Consider the following 15266-nt stretch of genomic DNA (forward strand, 5'->3'; position numbering starts at 1 on the left):
TCCTTTAAGGCCTTTTTAAATTTTTGCCAAGTATATCTTTTAATTTTTTACCGTGATTCGCAGCTCTTACTACTGCTATACGTTTAGCTCCGTTATCAATTATTTGTCTGATAGTATTTATGTTTATCCCCCCTATTGCAAAATAAGGAATTTGTACTAGTTTGTTGATTTCCCTTAGGGTCTTTAAGCCGATAGGCAAGGTCTTTGGTTTTGTCGGAGTAGCAAAAATCGGGCCTATCCCAATATAGTCTGCTCCTTTATTCTGCGCGCTTACTGCCTGTTTTGGGCTATGGCAGGAAATCCCGACAAGTTTCTGTTTACCTAGTATTTTCCTGGCAGCTTCTATCGGCATATCGTCTTGCCCGAGGTGCACGCCGTCACAATCAGCGATTTTAGCAATATCAATAAAATCGTTAATAATAAAAAGCTTTTTCCTGGATTTAGCAAGTTTTGAAATGCTGTTCGCATATTCCAGGACTTGCTTTTTATTTGATATTTTATCACGCAGCTGTATTATATCGGCACCCTGCGCAATCGCGTTACCGGCTGCTCCAATTACAGAATTATTCCTGCATGTTTCTTTATCAATGACCGCATAAAGCAATGAGCTTTTTAGCAGTCTTCTTCTCGAAAGAATAGATGGCATATCTGATTTTTTTGAATTTAAGCGAAGTGCCTTTATCCGTAATTTTAGAAAATTCTTCTATAACCCTCGTAGATTCTTTAGCCCGTTGGATATTGGCAAAAAATACATCGGTTATATCTTTTCTTCTTAATTCGCTGCCGGTTGTTTTCTTGCCTATATCCTCTTCTATATTTCGATAACGGATCAGACGTTTATCTTTATTAATAAATGTTAACGCAGAGTCAATAGAATGCCGGATACGTTTTATCTCTGAAGTAAGAGAGCCGTCTTCTAAGATAAACCTGGCTACTTCTTCGCAGACCCTCAGGCCTTCTTTTAAGCGGTTTAAATTTGCGTCTATTATCCTTTCAATCGGTAATTTACCGGCAGCTTTTAGCAATTTTATTTATTATTTGGGATGTTGAACGGCCTGGAAGAAGTTTGATTGTTCTTACCCGGCCACCATAACTTTTAATAAAATCAGCGCCTACGATATTCTTTGTGCTCCAGTCAGCCCCTTTAACGAGAAAATCGGGCTTTAAGGCTTTTATCAGGTTAGCTGGTGTTTTTTCGCTGAATGTAACCACAAAATCTACGCTTTCTAGACCTGAAATTACCCCTACTCTGTCCTTTTGATTGTTTACCGGCCTGTCCGGGCCTTTTATTTTTTTTACAGAGCTATCGGTGTTAATGCCAACTACCAGGATATCCCCGAGTTTTTTGGCTTCCTGCAGGTATTTGACGTGCCCATAATGGATGATATCAAAACAGCCATTTGTGAATACGATAGTCTGCCCGCAGGATTTGATTTTCCTTAATATAGATTTTAACTCTGAAACACTTTTTATTTTATCTTCCAGTGTGCGCATCAGCTTTCCGTGCGGCATAATGTATGCTCAACAAGTTCGCATATTACATGGCCTATGGTTATATGTGATTCTTGTATTCTGGCAGTCACTGATGAAGGCACGATAAGCGAAACATCAGCAATCTTTGAGAGCTCTCCGCCATCGCATCCGGTAAGGGCAACGGTTTTAATCCCCATCTTCTTAGCTTGTTTTATGCCCAGGACGACATTTTTTGCCTTCCCGCTGGTTGATATGCCGATTGCTATATCATCTTTTTTACCCAAGGCCTCAATCTGTTTTGCAAATATGATGTCATAACCGTAATCATTTGCCAATGAAGTCATAACTGAAGTATTTGTTGTTAAGGCTATGGCTGAGAGCGCGGTCCGGTCTTTTTTAAACCTGCCGATGAATTCAGCAGCGATATGCTGGCTGTCGGCAGCTGAACCGCCGTTGCCGAAAATTATTACCTTGCCCCCTTTTTTCAGGGAATCAATGACGGTATCGGCAATATCTTTTATCAGGCCTATACTCGTGTGAAGCAGCTGCTCTTTTACCTGAATGCTTTCCAGAATCACATCTTTTATTTTGTCTCTCATTTTATCCCCTTTTTAACCAAAAAATACTTTGGCGATTTCATAAAATTCATCATCGACGGTTTTTAATGCGCTGACTGCTTTTTCTAAGGGAACGTCAACAATTTTGTTTCCTGCAAGCGCAACCATCTTACCGAAATCTTTTTTCATTATTAACTCAACTGCTTTAACGCCCATACGCGTGCCTAATACCCTGTCGAATGCTGTAGGCGTGCCGCCTCTTTGTATGTGGCCTAGTACGCTTACCCTGGTTTCGTAACCTGTCCGTGATTCGATCTCTTTTGCCAGGATTTCGCCGATGCCCCCGAGGCGAACATGGCCGAATGCATCAAGTTTTTCTTCTTTTAGAACCATGTCTTTTTCTTTGAATTGAGCTCCCTCGGCTACAACAACGATGCTAAAGGTTTTGCCGCGGCCATGCCTTCTTTTTATAATGTCGCAGACTTCATCCATATCGATGGGTTTTTCAGGTATAAGTATAACATCGGCGCCCCCTGCCATTCCCGATTCGATAGCTATCCAACCCGCATGCCTGCCCATGACTTCGACAACCATGATACGGTGATGGCTTTCAGCGGTAGTATGAAGCCTGTCAATGCATTCAGTGGCAATGTTAAGCGCGGTATCGAATCCAAAAGTATAATCTGTGCAGGAAAGGTCGTTGTCTATTGTTTTGGGCACGCCTACTATATTCTTTATCCCATTCTTAATCAGCTTGGATGCTGCCCCCAGCGTATCCTCTCCGCCAACGGCTACTAAAGCATACAAACCCAGTTTCTTAAAATTATCCTGGACCTTTTTTAAATCTTCAGGTTTCTTAAAAGGGTTTGTGCGGCTTGTGCCTAAGATCGTGCCGCCTTTTGGAAGGATTCCTGAGACAGCTGTCAGGTCCAGTTTCATAGTATCATTTTCAACAAGCCCCTTCCAGCCGTTTTTTATGCCGATGATTTCGTATCCTTCAATCAATGATTTCCTGACTACAGCCCTTATGACAGGGTTTAACCCCGGGCAATCTCCTCCGCCTGTAAGTATACCGATTCTCTCCATGAATTTCCTCCCTTGATTTTTTAAAGTTGTGCCTATTATCTATCTGCTGTTGTAGGTGCTGAAGGGGACAATAGTAGGCTCTTTATCAGCGTCCCGCCTTCTTTTTTCTTCAACTGATATTATTTTTGCGATATGGATTTTGGTAACGATCTCTTCCTCTATTCCCAGTACTTCCTGCAGCTTAGCTTTAGTCATATCTTGAAGCCTCTGGGTAAGATCAGGTATGTTTGCTTCTGATTTCAATATTACACGCAGGTCAACTATAAGGCTTCCTTTTTTAGTGGCTATTACATCCGGCCTCAGCTCTTTGATCTCAGGCAAGAAAACAGAAAGCCTTCTGATGAGGTCTTCGACTGCTGAAAGCGAAATAGTTACCTGGCCGGACTGGGTTGTAAAAGCTATAGTTTTTTCCCTCTGAAGCCTGCCGATTATAAGCTGAGCGAAAGAAAGGCAGACCAGTATCAGGAGAAGGCCTGAAAGGCCGAATATTACCCTTGAATCCATGTTCAACGCTACTAATGATAAGAAATCAATTATCCTGTCTAGATGCAGGATATTCAGGGAAAAGGCGATCATTGTGATTCCTATGATGGTAAGGACAACAGAATAAAATAATATTCCTAGAATTGTGAATATTCTCATATTGCCTCCGCTTTTTATAAATTTTTTATAATTCCCAGGAAGCAGCCTGTTAAAACAGGCTAAACTTCACTTTTCAATCCCCTGAACACTGATATTGATATCTTTGATGTCAAGGCTGGTCATTTTTTCCAATGCTGTTCTTACGTTCTCTTGGACTTTATCTGCCACTTCAGGGATGTTGTAACCGTATTTTATCACCAGGGGTAAAGTTATGCGGGCTTCTTCGTTCTTATCAAATTCAACCTTGATAGCGAAATTAGCGGATTTCCCGATTATGCCCAGGATACCGCTGGCAAGGTTGCCTCCGACTCTTTTTACGCCTTCTATCTCGATGGCTGCGATGGCTGCGATGGAAGCCACGACATTTCTATGTATTTTAACGATACCTGAATCTGATTGCTTACTGTCTCTGTTCATCATTCCTCCGAGGCCTCATCTTTTAACAGGTCCTGTACAAAATGCGTAGAAGTCTCACCTTTGACAAAAAGCGGATTATCCAGAAGCTGTCTATGGAAAGGAATAGTAGTCTTAATTGGTGAAACCGTAAATTCACTTAAGGCCCTTTGCATTGTTTTAATCGCTTCCTGCCTGTTAATGCCGAAAGTAATAACTTTTGCGACCAAAGAGTCATAATAAGGAGAGATTTTATAACCAGGATAAATATGCGTATCTACCCTTACACCGGGCCCGCCGGGCAGAATAAGTGTCTCGATTTTACCGGGACAGGGCAGGAAATTATTTTCATAGTCTTCGGCATTTATCCTACATTCAATGGCAGCCCCTTTTACCTGGACGTCTTCCTGCTGGATATTGAGCTTTTCACCGGATGCGATCTTTATCTGCTGTTTTATAAGATCAATACCCGTTACCAGCTCTGTTACCGGATGCTCGACTTGAATGCGTGTATTCATTTCCATGAAGTAAAAATTCTGGTTGCTGTCTACGAGAAATTCTATCGTCCCTGCGCTGGAGTAATTAGCGCTTTTAGCGCCTTTAACCGCTAATTCACCAAGCCTCTTGCGTAATTTATTATTTATGGCCGGGGATGGCGACTCTTCCAGGAGTTTTTGGTGCCTTCTTTGTATGCTGCAGTCCCTTTCTCCGAGGTGGATTACCCTGCCGTATTTATCCGCTAATATCTGTATCTCCACATGGCGCGGGTTTTTTATGTATTTTTCGATGTAAACCGCCGGATTGCCGAAATTTGCCTCAGCTTCCTGCTGGGCAACCATAAAACTGCTGATAAGCTTAATATCATTATGGCATATACGCATGCCTTTGCCGCCGCCGCCGGCGGAAGCTTTTATGATGACAGGGTAGCCTATTCTTTTTGCAATTTTTAGGGCTTCTTCTTTTGTTTTTACTACGGAGGTGCTTCCGGGCACTATCGGGACATTTGCTTTTTCCATTAACAGCCGGGCATTCATTTTATCTCCCATCATACGTATGCTTTCCGGAGATGGCCCGATGAAAGTTATCTGGCATGATTCGCAGATCTCTGCAAAATGTGCATTCTCAGCTAAAAACCCATATCCTGGGTGGATAGCTTCTACATCCGTGATTTCAGCTGCGCTTATTATGGCGGGAATATTAAGATAGCTGTTAATACTTTGAGCTTGCCCTATACATATGGCTTCGTCAGCAAAACGAACGTGCAGGGATTCCCGGTCAGCTTCTGAATATACAGCTACAGTGCGTATGCCCAGTTCTTTAGCTGCCCTTATAATCCTTAAGGCTATTTCGCCGCGATTGGCTATTAATATTTTTGAAAACATAGTTCTTAATGCTGTATGGGTACTTCTAACTTTTATATTATACCGCTTCTATCAAAAACATCGGCTGTCCAAACTCAACCGGCTCAGCATTATCTGCAAGTATTTCTATGATTTTTCCTTTTATCTCGGATTTTATTTCATTCATAAGTTTCATAGCTTCAATTATACAAATAACCTGCCCCGGCTCTATGACCTGTCCGACCTCAACATAAGGAGGGGCTTCCGGTGATGGTGCCCTGTAGAATGTGCCAACCATGGGTGCTTTTATTTCGATGGAGTTAGGGTTTTCCTTCTCCGTTATTTCCGAAACAGCCTTTGCGGCAGGCTGTACAATCCTTTCTTTCTCAATCAGTATCTGGGATTGCATATTTTCTCCTGCGGGAGAACTCTTTTTGAGCCTTATGCGCATCCCGTCTTTTTCAATCTCCATCTCCATCAGGGAATTCTCATTCATCAGGTTAATCATTTCTTTAATCTCTTTTATATTCATCAGTTACCCCTTTTTTATGCTTTTCGAATCCTATGCCCTCTCTATGTATTCTCCGGTCCGGGTATCTACCCTGATTACATCCCCGGGATTAACAAAGAGAGGTACTTGTATAGTTGCTCCAGTCTCAATCGTAGCAGGTTTTGTCCCGCTTTTGGCTGTATCTCCTTTGATGCCCGGTTCAGTGTGAGTCACTAAGAAATTAATAAAAAAAGGAAGAATTATATTGAGAACCTCTCCTTCATAAAAAGAGGCGTTTAATTCGCTGTTTTCTTTAAGGAATTTCTTTTTTTGCCCGACGACTTCCTCAGATATGGCTATGTCTTCAAAATTTTCCTGGTCCATAAAATGGTAAGTATTGCCTGAAGAATATAGATACTGCAGTTTTCTTTCTTCAATAAAGGCGGGGTCAATTTTTTCGTCTCCCCTGAATGTCCTCTCCTGGATCAGGTCATTTTTCAAGTTTTTTATTTTTACGCGGACAAAGGCCGCTCCCTTGCCTGGTTTTACGTGTTGGGCGTCTGTGACCAGGTAAGGTAATCCGTCTACCAGTATAGTTAAGCCTGATTTTATGTCATTTATCGATAGAGCCACTTAAAACCTCACATCCTTTCTTGGTAACCACAACCATGTCTTCTATTCTTATTCCGAATTTTCCGGGAAGGTATATGCCGGGTTCAATAGTAAATACCATGCCTGGCTGCAGGCGAATTTTGTTATTGGCAGTGATGTTAGGCGCTTCGTGGACCTCTAGCCCCACTCCGTGTCCTAAGCTGTGCCCAAAAAAACCGCCATACCCATTATTGGCTATATGCTGGCGGGCTGCCTGATCTATTTCCTTTATACTGATTCCTGGCCTGACCTTCTTGATCGCTAATTCCTGAGCCTCAAGTACTATTTTATAAACCTTTCTTACAAGAGGAGTTATTTTACCCAAAAAGAAAACCCTTGTCAAGTCGCAATTATAACCTTTATATCTTGACCCTAAATCTATCAGAAGAGGTTGATTTGCCTTGATTTTTGAACTTGAAGTAATGTGGTGCGGGTAGCTGGCGTTGCTTCCAGAAGCAACGATTATATTGAAACTCGAGCTTTCTGCGCCATGAAAACGTATAAACTGCTCTATTATACCGGATATTTCTAGCTCGGTTTTTCCGGCTTTAAGTTCCTTTGTTATGGATTTTAAGGCGTTGCCGGTTATAGCTAAGGCATCCCTTATAAGGCTAATCTCTGTCTCAGTTTTTATTATTCTTTCATTTTCTATTAACCCGGCAACTGCTTTAAGCCGGATCTCATTTTGGAATTCATTAACAAGCGATTCGTATTGTCCGTACGTTGTATAATTTTTCTCAAAACCGACTGACTTTATTTGAAGCTGGTTACAGTATTCTTTTATGCCGGGAAACAGCCTGCCTTTTATATCTATGATTTTTGCTATTCCTTTTAATGCAGCTGCCGCCTCCTGCGTGTATCTGGAATCGGTGAAATAGCAATTTGCCTTAGCAGATGCCAGAAGCATAGAGTCCCTGCTGGGATAGCCTGTAAGGTATTCAATATTGCAGTTCGATGTCACCAAAAGAGCGCCGACTTTCTCAAATCGCAGTTTTTTGTATATATTATTTAATCTTTTGCTGCAGCTTGTTTTCATTTAAAGAGATTGATTATGGCTTTCAGGCCCAGTATGTAGCTATGCATCCCAAAACCCATGATAGTGCCTTTGGCAACCGGGCTGATTAAGGATTTATGCCTGAAGTCTTCCCTCGCGTAAATATTAGAAAGGTGGACTTCAATCGCCGGCAGCCCACAGCCGGCGATAGCATCTCTTATTGCTACGCTGGTATGGGTATAGGCGGCAGGATTAATCAAAATTGCATTAAATTTTTGCTTGCTTTTTCCTATCAGGTCTACAATCTCGCCTTCGTGGTTAGATTGTTTTATTATCAAACCGATTTTATTTTTATCCGCTATTTTCTTAAGCTCGCTGTTTATCTTAGCCAGGGTCACCCTTCCGTAAACCTCGGGTTCTCTTTTGCCAAGCAGGTTTAAATTTGGGCCATGAATAACTAGTATTTTTTTCATAAGATTATCCTTCTGCTTCGTCAACTAACATAACCGGTACACCGTTCTTAACAGGATATTTTTTCCCGCAACCCTTGCATACGATTTTATCGTTATTCAACGTAACATCTGAACCGCATGCAGGGCATGCAAGCATATCCAAAAGTTCTTTATCTATCATTTATTTTCTCCCTGTGCCTGGGAAGCGTAGTTGATCTTTAGCTCATAAACAACGTTTTCGATGAGATTAGTTTCCTCCTCATTAAGATTGCCTTTTGTCTTATCTTTTAGCATGCTAAGAGTATCAATTATAAATTTAGCCTGATTTAAGTCAACTTCCTTCTTTGAGGTAGAAGGGTTATCTATAAGGCCCAGGGCGATAGATGCCTGTATACCTAAAGTGGTTACGAAGAATTTAAAGTCAGGTTCAGGCAGCTTAAAATTTTCTTTATTTTTCAGCTCTTCTTTCTCCTGGCTGGCTTTTTCTTTCCAGCTCTCATCTACATTCTTATTTGAATCGTCCATCAATAACTCCTTTCATTTGATTTGAGTTAAAGGTTTATACGCTGGCGGCAACAAAACCGTACCTTTCAAGGTGTGAATGTAGTTTGTCCGCTCAGTATTTCGCTCCAAAGAACCTCGGACTAAAGCCTGAGGAGCCCCATTCTAATATATAACGATTCCCGCATAACCTACGACGCTTGATTCGTCACCGCTATTTTCCGCGCTGGTGGTATAAGATATAAGTTTTGTTTTTTTCGCATTTAATAGTTTTGCCGCGGAGATCATGGTTATGGCCGGCATGTACCCGCACATACTTATACCGTATTCTTTTATGTTCTTCATCAGGCCGTTTTCATCCAACTTTAATATGGAATCAATCGCAATATTGTCTTTTTTCCGGGCAGAATCTATATCTTCGTAATGAGTGAGGTCGGAACTGGCGATTATTAATGACTTTTGCTCGGCTCCGGATGATTTAATGCATCCTGCAATGGCCTCTCCTACCTTCTTGAGCTCATTAATGTCGTCGGAAGACATAGTAATCGGTATTATTTTGAAATTTTTATTAAAAAATTGCAGTATCGGAAGCTCTACTTCAAGTGAGTGTTCGAACATGTGCGCTGATGCATCATCGGTAAGCAGATTGCAGTTCTCTAAGAGTTTGTTTGAAATAGCATCGTCAATTTCAACGTCTCCCATAGGGGTTTTCCACGACCCCTTAGCCATTATACTGAACGGGCTACCGTAGCCTGTATGGTTAGGGCCTAACAGGAATACAGTTTCTTTTATGTGCATACTGGCAGCAGTTAATGTTGCGACTTTCCCGGAATAAATATAGCCTGCGTGAGGCATCAGGCATCCGATAGCTTCATAAATCTGCCCGGGAGCTGCTATAAAAGAATTAAGCTGTTTCTTTATTTCATTTGCTGAATTCGGATAGAATTGGCCGGAGACTACCGGGTTTCTAACTATTGAGCTTACCATCTAATAAGACCTCTAAAAATTCTTTGGCATCTATAATTTCATTTTTAGTAGCCGGATAGTGAGCCTCAATCACCTTGATCGTATCATTCTTAATATAAGAAGCAATTTTCTTAAAATCAAGGTTTCCCTTGAGCGGGGCAAGGTGGTCTTTGCAACCGTTTACATCATGCAGATGAATACCTAACATCTTTGTGCCGTAAAGGTCTAAGAAGTCCATATGTTTTATGAAACCAAGGTTTTCCATGACTTGGGCATGCCCTGTGTCGTGCCAGTAATATATATTAGACCCTTGGAATTTATCTAAAATTATCCCTACCTCTCTTAGCGAGGGTATCTCTCGTAAATAGAACCTTGTTTCAACCCCAAGCAGGATATTCCTTGATTTAGCATAAGCGTTTAATTCTTCAAGGCTCTTTAGCGCGTTGTCAAGAAAAGGTTTATGCAGGCTTTCTCTTTCTTTAATTGCTTTATCACGGAGGTCTCTATATTCTTTGGTATCCTGCATGTTGATGGAATGCAGGTTTATAAGCGACCTGGTAGAATCCTCCATATCGACCCTGCCGCAGTGAAGGACTACGGCTCTTGCGCGTATTTCGTCAGCGGCATCGATAGTAAGTTTTGTATATTTTACAGCGGAGAGCCTTTCACTCTCGTTTGTTGAAGCAATGGAAAATACATCTGGCAGGGCGTGTTTTCTTTCAAGGATCCCTGGTATTGGGCAGTAATTATGCAGGCTGCTTACGGAGATCCTGTCATTCCTGGTTTCTTTAAGTATGTCCTTAAAAATTGATTCTGTTAAATTGAAGCTTAGTTCAACGCGCTTAAAACCTAACTGCGTGATTTCTGAAAGGATCTTTCTTCCATTATTGTGGTGAAAGGCGTTCCACGAGGTTGATAAAACTAAGGACATCTCTATCTTCTGACCTTGGATTTCTTTCTTTTACGTTCACTGGGTTTTTCGTAGTGTTTCCGGTCTCTTACCTCCCTTAGAATGCCTTCTTGCTCGATCTTCTTCTTGAAACGGCGAAGGGCTGACTCAAACGATTCATCTTTTCTGATCTCAACTTGTGACATACTATCATCTCCTTTTAAGCAATACTATCACTCTTTGGCTACCTTGTCAATATGTACAGGTCCGTTTCTCCCACTGACCACAGAAGTGCCCCCCGGGGGCACTTCTGTGATGGCTGACAGAAACGGACCTATTACTCTTAGCTTACTATGAACTATCAACTATGAACTAATCTACTCTACCTCAAATGAAATAACCACATTAAACGATAACTGGGGGTAATCAAGCTCTTTCGGAAAAGGCGGGAAAGGTGATGCTTCATCAATACTATCAAGGGTGATCTTTTTTAAGTATTGAGAGGCCGATGATTTTTCCTGAATCAGGCGGGCATCGCGAAGCGTGCCGTCAGCATCAATAATAAAAGTGATCTGTGTTTCACCCGTTTCCTGGCCGTTGTAATTCTGGTAAGCGGCGCGTTTTATCCTTTCTCTTACTATTTGGTAGTAAGATATGTATGAGGGATTATCTATTTTATTAAGGTCTATCGGAGGCAGGGATATCTTCTTTTTGACAGAGATTATATCCGGTTTTGCATATGTAGGTTTCTTGAATACCGGCTCTGTTAAGCCAGGCGTTTTGTTTCCGGGTATAAATTTATCCTTCTCGATTATAGGCTTTAGCAAGCTGCTATCAGGAGCGGCTTTAGGCGCCTTCATCTCTAAAAGTTCGCTCTTAAACAACTGCTTCTCTTTTACCTGTTTTATCTCTTTTAAGTAATTAATCTCGACTTCTTTCTCTTTTATTTTGGCAGGATTATTGTGAAAGAAATTAGCTTGAATAAAAATAGCAGAATGCAAGAATAGGGAGATTAAAAGGGCTATCTGGAATTTATCGAGTCGCATAATAAGAATAAAATAACACGTAGGACAGCATAATTCAATATATTAGTTCATGGTTGCTTAGGTCCGTTTCTGTCAGCCATCACAGAAGTGCCCCCGGGGGGCACTTCTGTGGTCAGTGGGAGAAACGGACCTGGTTTTAGAAGGTGATTTTCACTCCTCCCATTACTGTCCGCCCTGGTTCGGCGTAATTTTTTACTTCTTCGTAATTTTCGTCAGTAATATTATCAACCCTGAAGAACAATTCTTTGCCTGAAAAGATTTCATAGTTCAAAATAAAATCAAGCTTGGTATAGGATTTAAGCAGCCTGTTGCCTGAATCCGGCCTGTGGCCGGTATATTGAGAGATTATATTCATTTCTAATTTATCGGTAGGCTCAAAATCAACCTTAAAATACACCTTGTTTTTTGGCCTCCTTAAAAGTTCATCCCCTGTCGCTTTATCTTCAGTGTCCTGCCAGGTGTATCCGGTGACGAGCTTTAATGATTTAAAAGGCCTGTAAGAGGCGTCCGCTTCGAAACCATATATCCTTGCTTTGCCGATATTAGAGTATTGGGCTGTGGTAAATGTCGCAGGGTTATATTTTGCATCGATAAGGTTCTTAATGTGCGTCCTGAAATAAGAGAATCCAAGATTCAATTTATCATTAAACGCCGGCTGTTCTAAACCCACTTCATAAGACTGGCTCTCTTCAGGCTGAAGATTAGGATTGCCGCCCCCAAACCACGGGTCGCTTAGAGCATGAAGCTGGTAAAGTGTCGGAGCTTTGAATGCGGTTGCCCACATGCCTTTTAACTTTGTTTTTGAGCAAAAGGTATAAGCAGAGTCGATTTTATAGGTTTCCTTTGTTCCGAAATAGGAGTGATTATCAAATCTTAGCCCGGTATTTAACACAAATTTATCATTTAAGTTAAACGAGTTTTGAAGATAATAACCACGGTTCCTGCTTATAACTTTAGGAAAGTGAGTTTCGGATGATCCGCCGAGGTAATCAGTATAGTAATAATAATTCCCTTTTTCCCTCTGCCAGTCAAGGCCGAAAGTTATCGTATCAAAGTCAACAGGCGTTAAGGTGTGCTGCCAGTCAATTTGCTGGTTTTCACCGAGATACCAGTCCCTAAGGTAATCATCCGGGAACATGGCATCCTTATCATTTGAATCCGTGCGGTAATTTTGCATAAATGAAAGCTGAAGTTTTTGCTTCCAGATATCCGTAATATTATTATTTATAAATGTCGTTACCATCAACTGCCTTTCCTTGGCAAGCATATCCGGGTCGTCTTTAAGCCCGATGGAGTTATCATATTCATGTCTTGAGTCAGAGAGCCTGAAACTTGTGCCGATAGAATTATCCTTATTTATATCGTAATCTAACCTTAAAGAAAGATTCAGGTTTTCATACGGATCGTTCTCCGAGGTATTTTTAAGGCTGGATATGCCGTGACTTTTATAGTGCATTATGCCTGCGCTATAAGAAAAATCATTGATCCTTCCTGAAGAATCAAATGCTTCTTTTAAGGTATCATAAGTGCCGTAAGAAGCCGAAAAGCTGCTCTGTGGCTTTCCTTTACCTTTCCTGGTTATTATATTTATTACTCCTCCTATTGCGTCCGAGCCGTAAAGGGTGCTTTGCGCTCCGCGGACTATTTCTATCCTCTCAACGTTATCAAGGCTAAGGTTGGCAAAGTCAAAAGCCCCGTTTGTAGCAATCGGGTCGTACATCCTCACATTATCAATCATTATTTTTGTGTGATTTGAGTTAGTCCCCCTTAAGAATACTGAAACCGGGCCGCCGAAACTTCCGGTTTGCACTATATCTAATCCTGCGGTTTCTTTTATGAAATCTTTTATATTTGTCTGTTTGCTTTCTTCTATATCCCTGCGGGTAAATACAGTGACTGCCTGCGTTGTGCCTTTAATGCTCTGCTCGTTCCTTAAAGGCGTAACTACGATTTTATCAAGGTCAATATTATCGGCAAAACTGTTTGTGCCGAAAAAAATCAAAGCGGCTGATAAAACCAATGTTTTTTTCATACTCTTTGCTCCTTTTCTATAATCTTGTATTCCTGGATGTCCAAGAACCAGTATTCTTTAATGAACAATTTGTCTGTTTTTGTTATTTCAATGCGGTTTTTAAAATTTGGGCCGTCAAATACAAAAGAGTGAAATTCACCCATTTCCCCGCATATATCCACATCGGAAATTTTTTCTATGTCTGCAATAAACTGCTTGTCAATGACCCGGCCGATCCAATCCTTTTGCAGTTTTTTTGCCTGCGCGCTGGTAACAATGGCCTTAAAACCAAAATCAACCAGCTCATTAAGCACGCTTTTTGTATCCTGGTGCCATATGGGAGATATTACGCCTAAGTCCTGGGCCTGGCACATGTTTTGCACCCAGTCTTTTAAATCCTGCAGGTATATGTCTCCCCTGATGATTTGTCCGACGCCATAAGACTTGAGTTCCGAAAGAGTATTTCTAAATACCTCTTCATAATTACGCTCGTTTGTTGTCTTCTGAACTAATTCAACACCCAAAGAATCAGCCTGGAGTTTAACGAGCTCAGCTTTTGCGCCATGAAAAGTGACCCGCCTGTACTCTTCCGATATAAAGTTGAATAAATAATCGACTTTATATCCCTGCTGTTGCGCCTTAAATAATGACAGGCAGCTATCTTTGCCGCTGCTCCATGAGCAAGCAACCTTCATTGATTTGTTTCTCCTTTCCCGGACAAATAAAAAACCCCCGCACTTTCTTGTGAAATCAAGAGCGGGGGTTGCACCCTATTTACTTAGCCCTTATCCGCGAGGCGTTACATTTTGATATAGGCAGGTCTTCTGACTACGGGTTTAACCTATTGGCTGCGCCTTCCCGGTATTACCAGTGGCATCTGCAGCTGTTTTACCCTTTACAGCGGCGGGACCGTGGCCGATTTTCACGGCCTTCCCTTTACCTATTCAAAATTCCAAATTGTTACTTCTATTCTATTTTTAAATTTTCTTTTGTCAATATTTATTTTTTGCAACCAGCAGTACATGCGGTTTTCCCGATATGGGGTTTTTGTTTACGATAACCAGAGTCTTATAAACATTCTCAATGTTTTGATAAGTCAATACCTCTTCGGGCTGGCCGATCTTTGAGACCATCCCTTCATGCAGCATGACAATTTTATCGCAATACTCACTAGCAAGGTTTAAGTCATGCAAGACTATAACAACTGTTATCTTTTCATTTTTATTAAGCTGTTTAAGCAGATTGAGCATCTGGACCTGATGGCCTATATCAAGATGGGATGTTGGTTCGTCCAGGAGTAAAACTTTTGGCTTTTGGGTAAGCGCTTTGGCAATAATGACCATTTGTTTTTCACCGGCGCTTAATTCATGGATAAACCTATCTTTAAGTTTATAGGTTCCGGTAAGCTCAAGCGCCTTAGCGGCGATCTCGTAATCAGCCTTTGATTCCCATTGTGTGCGTTTTAGAAAAGGTATCCTGCCAAGCATGGCTATATCCATTACGGTAAACGAGAAATTGATATCTATACTTTGCGGCACAAAAGCAAATTCACAGCTTAACTCGTGGGGGTTAAAGCTTAAAAGATCTTTCTCCTTATAAGTGATTTTCCCCGCTGAGGGCTGTATGTATCTGCTTATTACCCTGAGCAAAGTGGATTTACCAGAGCCGTTTGGGCCGATAATGCCGGTGAATTGGCCGTCTTCTATCTTAAGAGAAATATCATGCAGGACATCGTTTTTGAGATAACCGGCAGTAATACCTTTTAATTCAATCAT

General features: G+C 41.3%; 21 protein-coding genes and 1 riboswitch. All 21 genes read right to left on the reverse strand.

Translation table 11 applies throughout. The features are described from left to right. Positions 1–4: 4 nt before the first annotated feature. Positions 5–646, reverse strand: coding sequence for a thiamine phosphate synthase (gene thiE, locus C4533_03220; protein RJP28815.1), 642 nt, complete (start codon positions 644–646; stop codon positions 5–7). Next, a complete protein-coding gene (locus C4533_03225) occupies positions 585–1025 on the reverse strand; it encodes a thiamine-phosphate pyrophosphorylase (protein ID RJP28816.1) in 441 nt (146 codons plus the stop codon). The genes thiE and C4533_03225 overlap by 62 nt, the downstream gene beginning before the upstream one ends. Continuing rightward, positions 1006–1497, reverse strand: a complete 492-nt coding sequence (gene rfaE2 / locus C4533_03230; GenBank protein ID RJP29214.1) for a D-glycero-beta-D-manno-heptose 1-phosphate adenylyltransferase — start codon at positions 1495–1497, stop codon at positions 1006–1008. The genes C4533_03225 and rfaE2 overlap by 20 nt, the downstream gene beginning before the upstream one ends. Next, positions 1494–2072: an SIS domain-containing protein gene (locus C4533_03235; protein ID RJP28817.1), complete on the reverse strand. Its 579-nt coding sequence runs from the start codon at positions 2070–2072 to the stop codon at positions 1494–1496. Before C4533_03235 ends, rfaE2 begins: the two co-directional genes overlap by 4 nt. A 12-nt stretch (positions 2073–2084) precedes the next feature. Beyond that, entirely contained in the window at positions 2085–3116 is a 1032-nt protein-coding gene (locus C4533_03240) for a 6-phosphofructokinase (protein ID RJP28818.1), read from the reverse strand. Between the two features lie 39 nt (positions 3117–3155). Beyond that, on the reverse strand, positions 3156–3758 hold the full coding sequence (gene amaP / locus C4533_03245; GenBank protein ID RJP28819.1) for an alkaline shock response membrane anchor protein AmaP: 603 nt from the start codon (positions 3756–3758) through the stop codon (positions 3156–3158). A gap of 66 nt (positions 3759–3824) precedes the next feature. Then, a complete protein-coding gene (locus tag C4533_03250; protein ID RJP28820.1) occupies positions 3825–4178 on the reverse strand; it encodes an Asp23/Gls24 family envelope stress response protein in 354 nt (117 codons plus the stop codon). Continuing rightward, a complete protein-coding gene (gene accC, locus C4533_03255; GenBank protein ID RJP28821.1) occupies positions 4175–5533 on the reverse strand; it encodes an acetyl-CoA carboxylase biotin carboxylase subunit in 1359 nt (452 codons plus the stop codon). The genes C4533_03250 and accC overlap by 4 nt, the downstream gene beginning before the upstream one ends. Before the next feature lie 37 nt (positions 5534–5570). After that, positions 5571–6023, reverse strand: a complete 453-nt coding sequence (gene accB / locus C4533_03260) for an acetyl-CoA carboxylase biotin carboxyl carrier protein (protein ID RJP28822.1) — start codon at positions 6021–6023, stop codon at positions 5571–5573. Positions 6024–6053: 30 nt separating this feature from the next. Further along, entirely contained in the window at positions 6054–6614 is a 561-nt protein-coding gene (gene efp / locus C4533_03265) for an elongation factor P (GenBank protein RJP28823.1), read from the reverse strand. Beyond that, a complete protein-coding gene (locus C4533_03270) occupies positions 6595–7668 on the reverse strand; it encodes an aminopeptidase P family protein (GenBank protein ID RJP28824.1) in 1074 nt (357 codons plus the stop codon). Before C4533_03270 ends, efp begins: the two co-directional genes overlap by 20 nt. Next, positions 7665–8099, reverse strand: a complete 435-nt coding sequence (gene aroQ / locus C4533_03275; protein RJP28825.1) for a type II 3-dehydroquinate dehydratase — start codon at positions 8097–8099, stop codon at positions 7665–7667. Before aroQ ends, C4533_03270 begins: the two co-directional genes overlap by 4 nt. 4 nt (positions 8100–8103) lie before the next feature. Then, positions 8104–8259: a Trm112 family protein gene (locus tag C4533_03280; protein RJP28826.1), complete on the reverse strand. Its 156-nt coding sequence runs from the start codon at positions 8257–8259 to the stop codon at positions 8104–8106. Beyond that, positions 8256–8603 (reverse strand): DUF1844 domain-containing protein, encoded by a 348-nt coding sequence (locus C4533_03285; protein RJP28827.1) that lies wholly within the window; start codon positions 8601–8603, stop codon positions 8256–8258. Before C4533_03285 ends, C4533_03280 begins: the two co-directional genes overlap by 4 nt. A gap of 141 nt (positions 8604–8744) precedes the next feature. Then, on the reverse strand, positions 8745–9566 hold the full coding sequence (gene amrB / locus C4533_03290) for an AmmeMemoRadiSam system protein B (GenBank protein RJP28828.1): 822 nt from the start codon (positions 9564–9566) through the stop codon (positions 8745–8747). Continuing rightward, on the reverse strand, positions 9547–10476 hold the full coding sequence (locus C4533_03295; GenBank protein ID RJP28829.1) for a sugar phosphate isomerase/epimerase: 930 nt from the start codon (positions 10474–10476) through the stop codon (positions 9547–9549). Before C4533_03295 ends, amrB begins: the two co-directional genes overlap by 20 nt. Before the next feature lie 2 nt (positions 10477–10478). Continuing rightward, positions 10479–10640: a 30S ribosomal protein S21 gene (gene rpsU, locus C4533_03300; GenBank protein RJP28830.1), complete on the reverse strand. Its 162-nt coding sequence runs from the start codon at positions 10638–10640 to the stop codon at positions 10479–10481. 171 nt (positions 10641–10811) lie between these two features. Further along, positions 10812–11480 carry a hypothetical protein gene (locus C4533_03305; GenBank protein ID RJP28831.1) on the reverse strand — a complete coding sequence of 223 codons (669 nt, stop codon included), beginning with the start codon at positions 11478–11480 and terminating at the stop codon, positions 10812–10814. Positions 11481–11616: 136 nt separating this feature from the next. Then, positions 11617–13512 (reverse strand): TonB-dependent receptor, encoded by a 1896-nt coding sequence (locus tag C4533_03310; protein RJP28832.1) that lies wholly within the window; start codon positions 13510–13512, stop codon positions 11617–11619. Next, positions 13509–14186: a diphthine--ammonia ligase gene (locus C4533_03315; GenBank protein RJP28833.1), complete on the reverse strand. Its 678-nt coding sequence runs from the start codon at positions 14184–14186 to the stop codon at positions 13509–13511. Before C4533_03315 ends, C4533_03310 begins: the two co-directional genes overlap by 4 nt. A 101-nt stretch (positions 14187–14287) precedes the next feature. Beyond that, a riboswitch (cobalamin riboswitch) is annotated at positions 14288–14474 on the reverse strand. Between the two features lie 9 nt (positions 14475–14483). Beyond that, positions 14484–15266 (reverse strand): ABC transporter ATP-binding protein, encoded by a 783-nt coding sequence (locus C4533_03320; GenBank protein ID RJP28834.1) that lies wholly within the window; start codon positions 15264–15266, stop codon positions 14484–14486.

This window comes from Candidatus Omnitrophota bacterium, assembly GCA_003598025.1.
Taxonomy (GTDB): domain Bacteria; phylum Omnitrophota; class Gorgyraeia; order Gygaellales; family Profunditerraquicolaceae; genus Profunditerraquicola.

What these genes read in the sequence shown, in the direction of transcription:
- thiE (RJP28815.1), bottom strand. Translation starts at nt 646, where the DNA reads ATGCCATCTATTCTTTCGAGAAGAAGACTGCTAAAAAGCTCATTGCTT.
- C4533_03235 (RJP28817.1), bottom strand. Translation starts at nt 2,072, where the DNA reads ATGAGAGACAAAATAAAAGATGTGATTCTGGAAAGCATTCAGGTAAAA.
- C4533_03240 (RJP28818.1), bottom strand. Translation starts at nt 3,116, where the DNA reads ATGGAGAGAATCGGTATACTTACAGGCGGAGGAGATTGCCCGGGGTTA.
- amaP (RJP28819.1), bottom strand. Translation starts at nt 3,758, where the DNA reads ATGAGAATATTCACAATTCTAGGAATATTATTTTATTCTGTTGTCCTT.
- C4533_03250 (RJP28820.1), bottom strand. Translation starts at nt 4,178, where the DNA reads ATGATGAACAGAGACAGTAAGCAATCAGATTCAGGTATCGTTAAAATA.
- accC (RJP28821.1), bottom strand. Translation starts at nt 5,533, where the DNA reads ATGTTTTCAAAAATATTAATAGCCAATCGCGGCGAAATAGCCTTAAGG.
- accB (RJP28822.1), bottom strand. Translation starts at nt 6,023, where the DNA reads ATGAATATAAAAGAGATTAAAGAAATGATTAACCTGATGAATGAGAAT.
- C4533_03270 (RJP28824.1), bottom strand. Translation starts at nt 7,668, where the DNA reads ATGAAAACAAGCTGCAGCAAAAGATTAAATAATATATACAAAAAACTG.
- aroQ (RJP28825.1), bottom strand. Translation starts at nt 8,099, where the DNA reads ATGAAAAAAATACTAGTTATTCATGGCCCAAATTTAAACCTGCTTGGC.
- C4533_03280 (RJP28826.1), bottom strand. Translation starts at nt 8,259, where the DNA reads ATGATAGATAAAGAACTTTTGGATATGCTTGCATGCCCTGCATGCGGT.
- C4533_03285 (RJP28827.1), bottom strand. Translation starts at nt 8,603, where the DNA reads ATGGACGATTCAAATAAGAATGTAGATGAGAGCTGGAAAGAAAAAGCC.
- amrB (RJP28828.1), bottom strand. Translation starts at nt 9,566, where the DNA reads ATGGTAAGCTCAATAGTTAGAAACCCGGTAGTCTCCGGCCAATTCTAT.
- C4533_03295 (RJP28829.1), bottom strand. Translation starts at nt 10,476, where the DNA reads ATGTCCTTAGTTTTATCAACCTCGTGGAACGCCTTTCACCACAATAAT.
- rpsU (RJP28830.1), bottom strand. Translation starts at nt 10,640, where the DNA reads ATGTCACAAGTTGAGATCAGAAAAGATGAATCGTTTGAGTCAGCCCTT.
- C4533_03305 (RJP28831.1), bottom strand. Translation starts at nt 11,480, where the DNA reads ATGCGACTCGATAAATTCCAGATAGCCCTTTTAATCTCCCTATTCTTG.
- C4533_03310 (RJP28832.1), bottom strand. Translation starts at nt 13,512, where the DNA reads ATGAAAAAAACATTGGTTTTATCAGCCGCTTTGATTTTTTTCGGCACA.
- C4533_03315 (RJP28833.1), bottom strand. Translation starts at nt 14,186, where the DNA reads ATGAAGGTTGCTTGCTCATGGAGCAGCGGCAAAGATAGCTGCCTGTCA.
- C4533_03320 (RJP28834.1), bottom strand. Translation starts at nt 15,266, where the DNA reads ATGATTGAATTAAAAGGTATTACTGCCGGTTATCTCAAAAACGATGTC.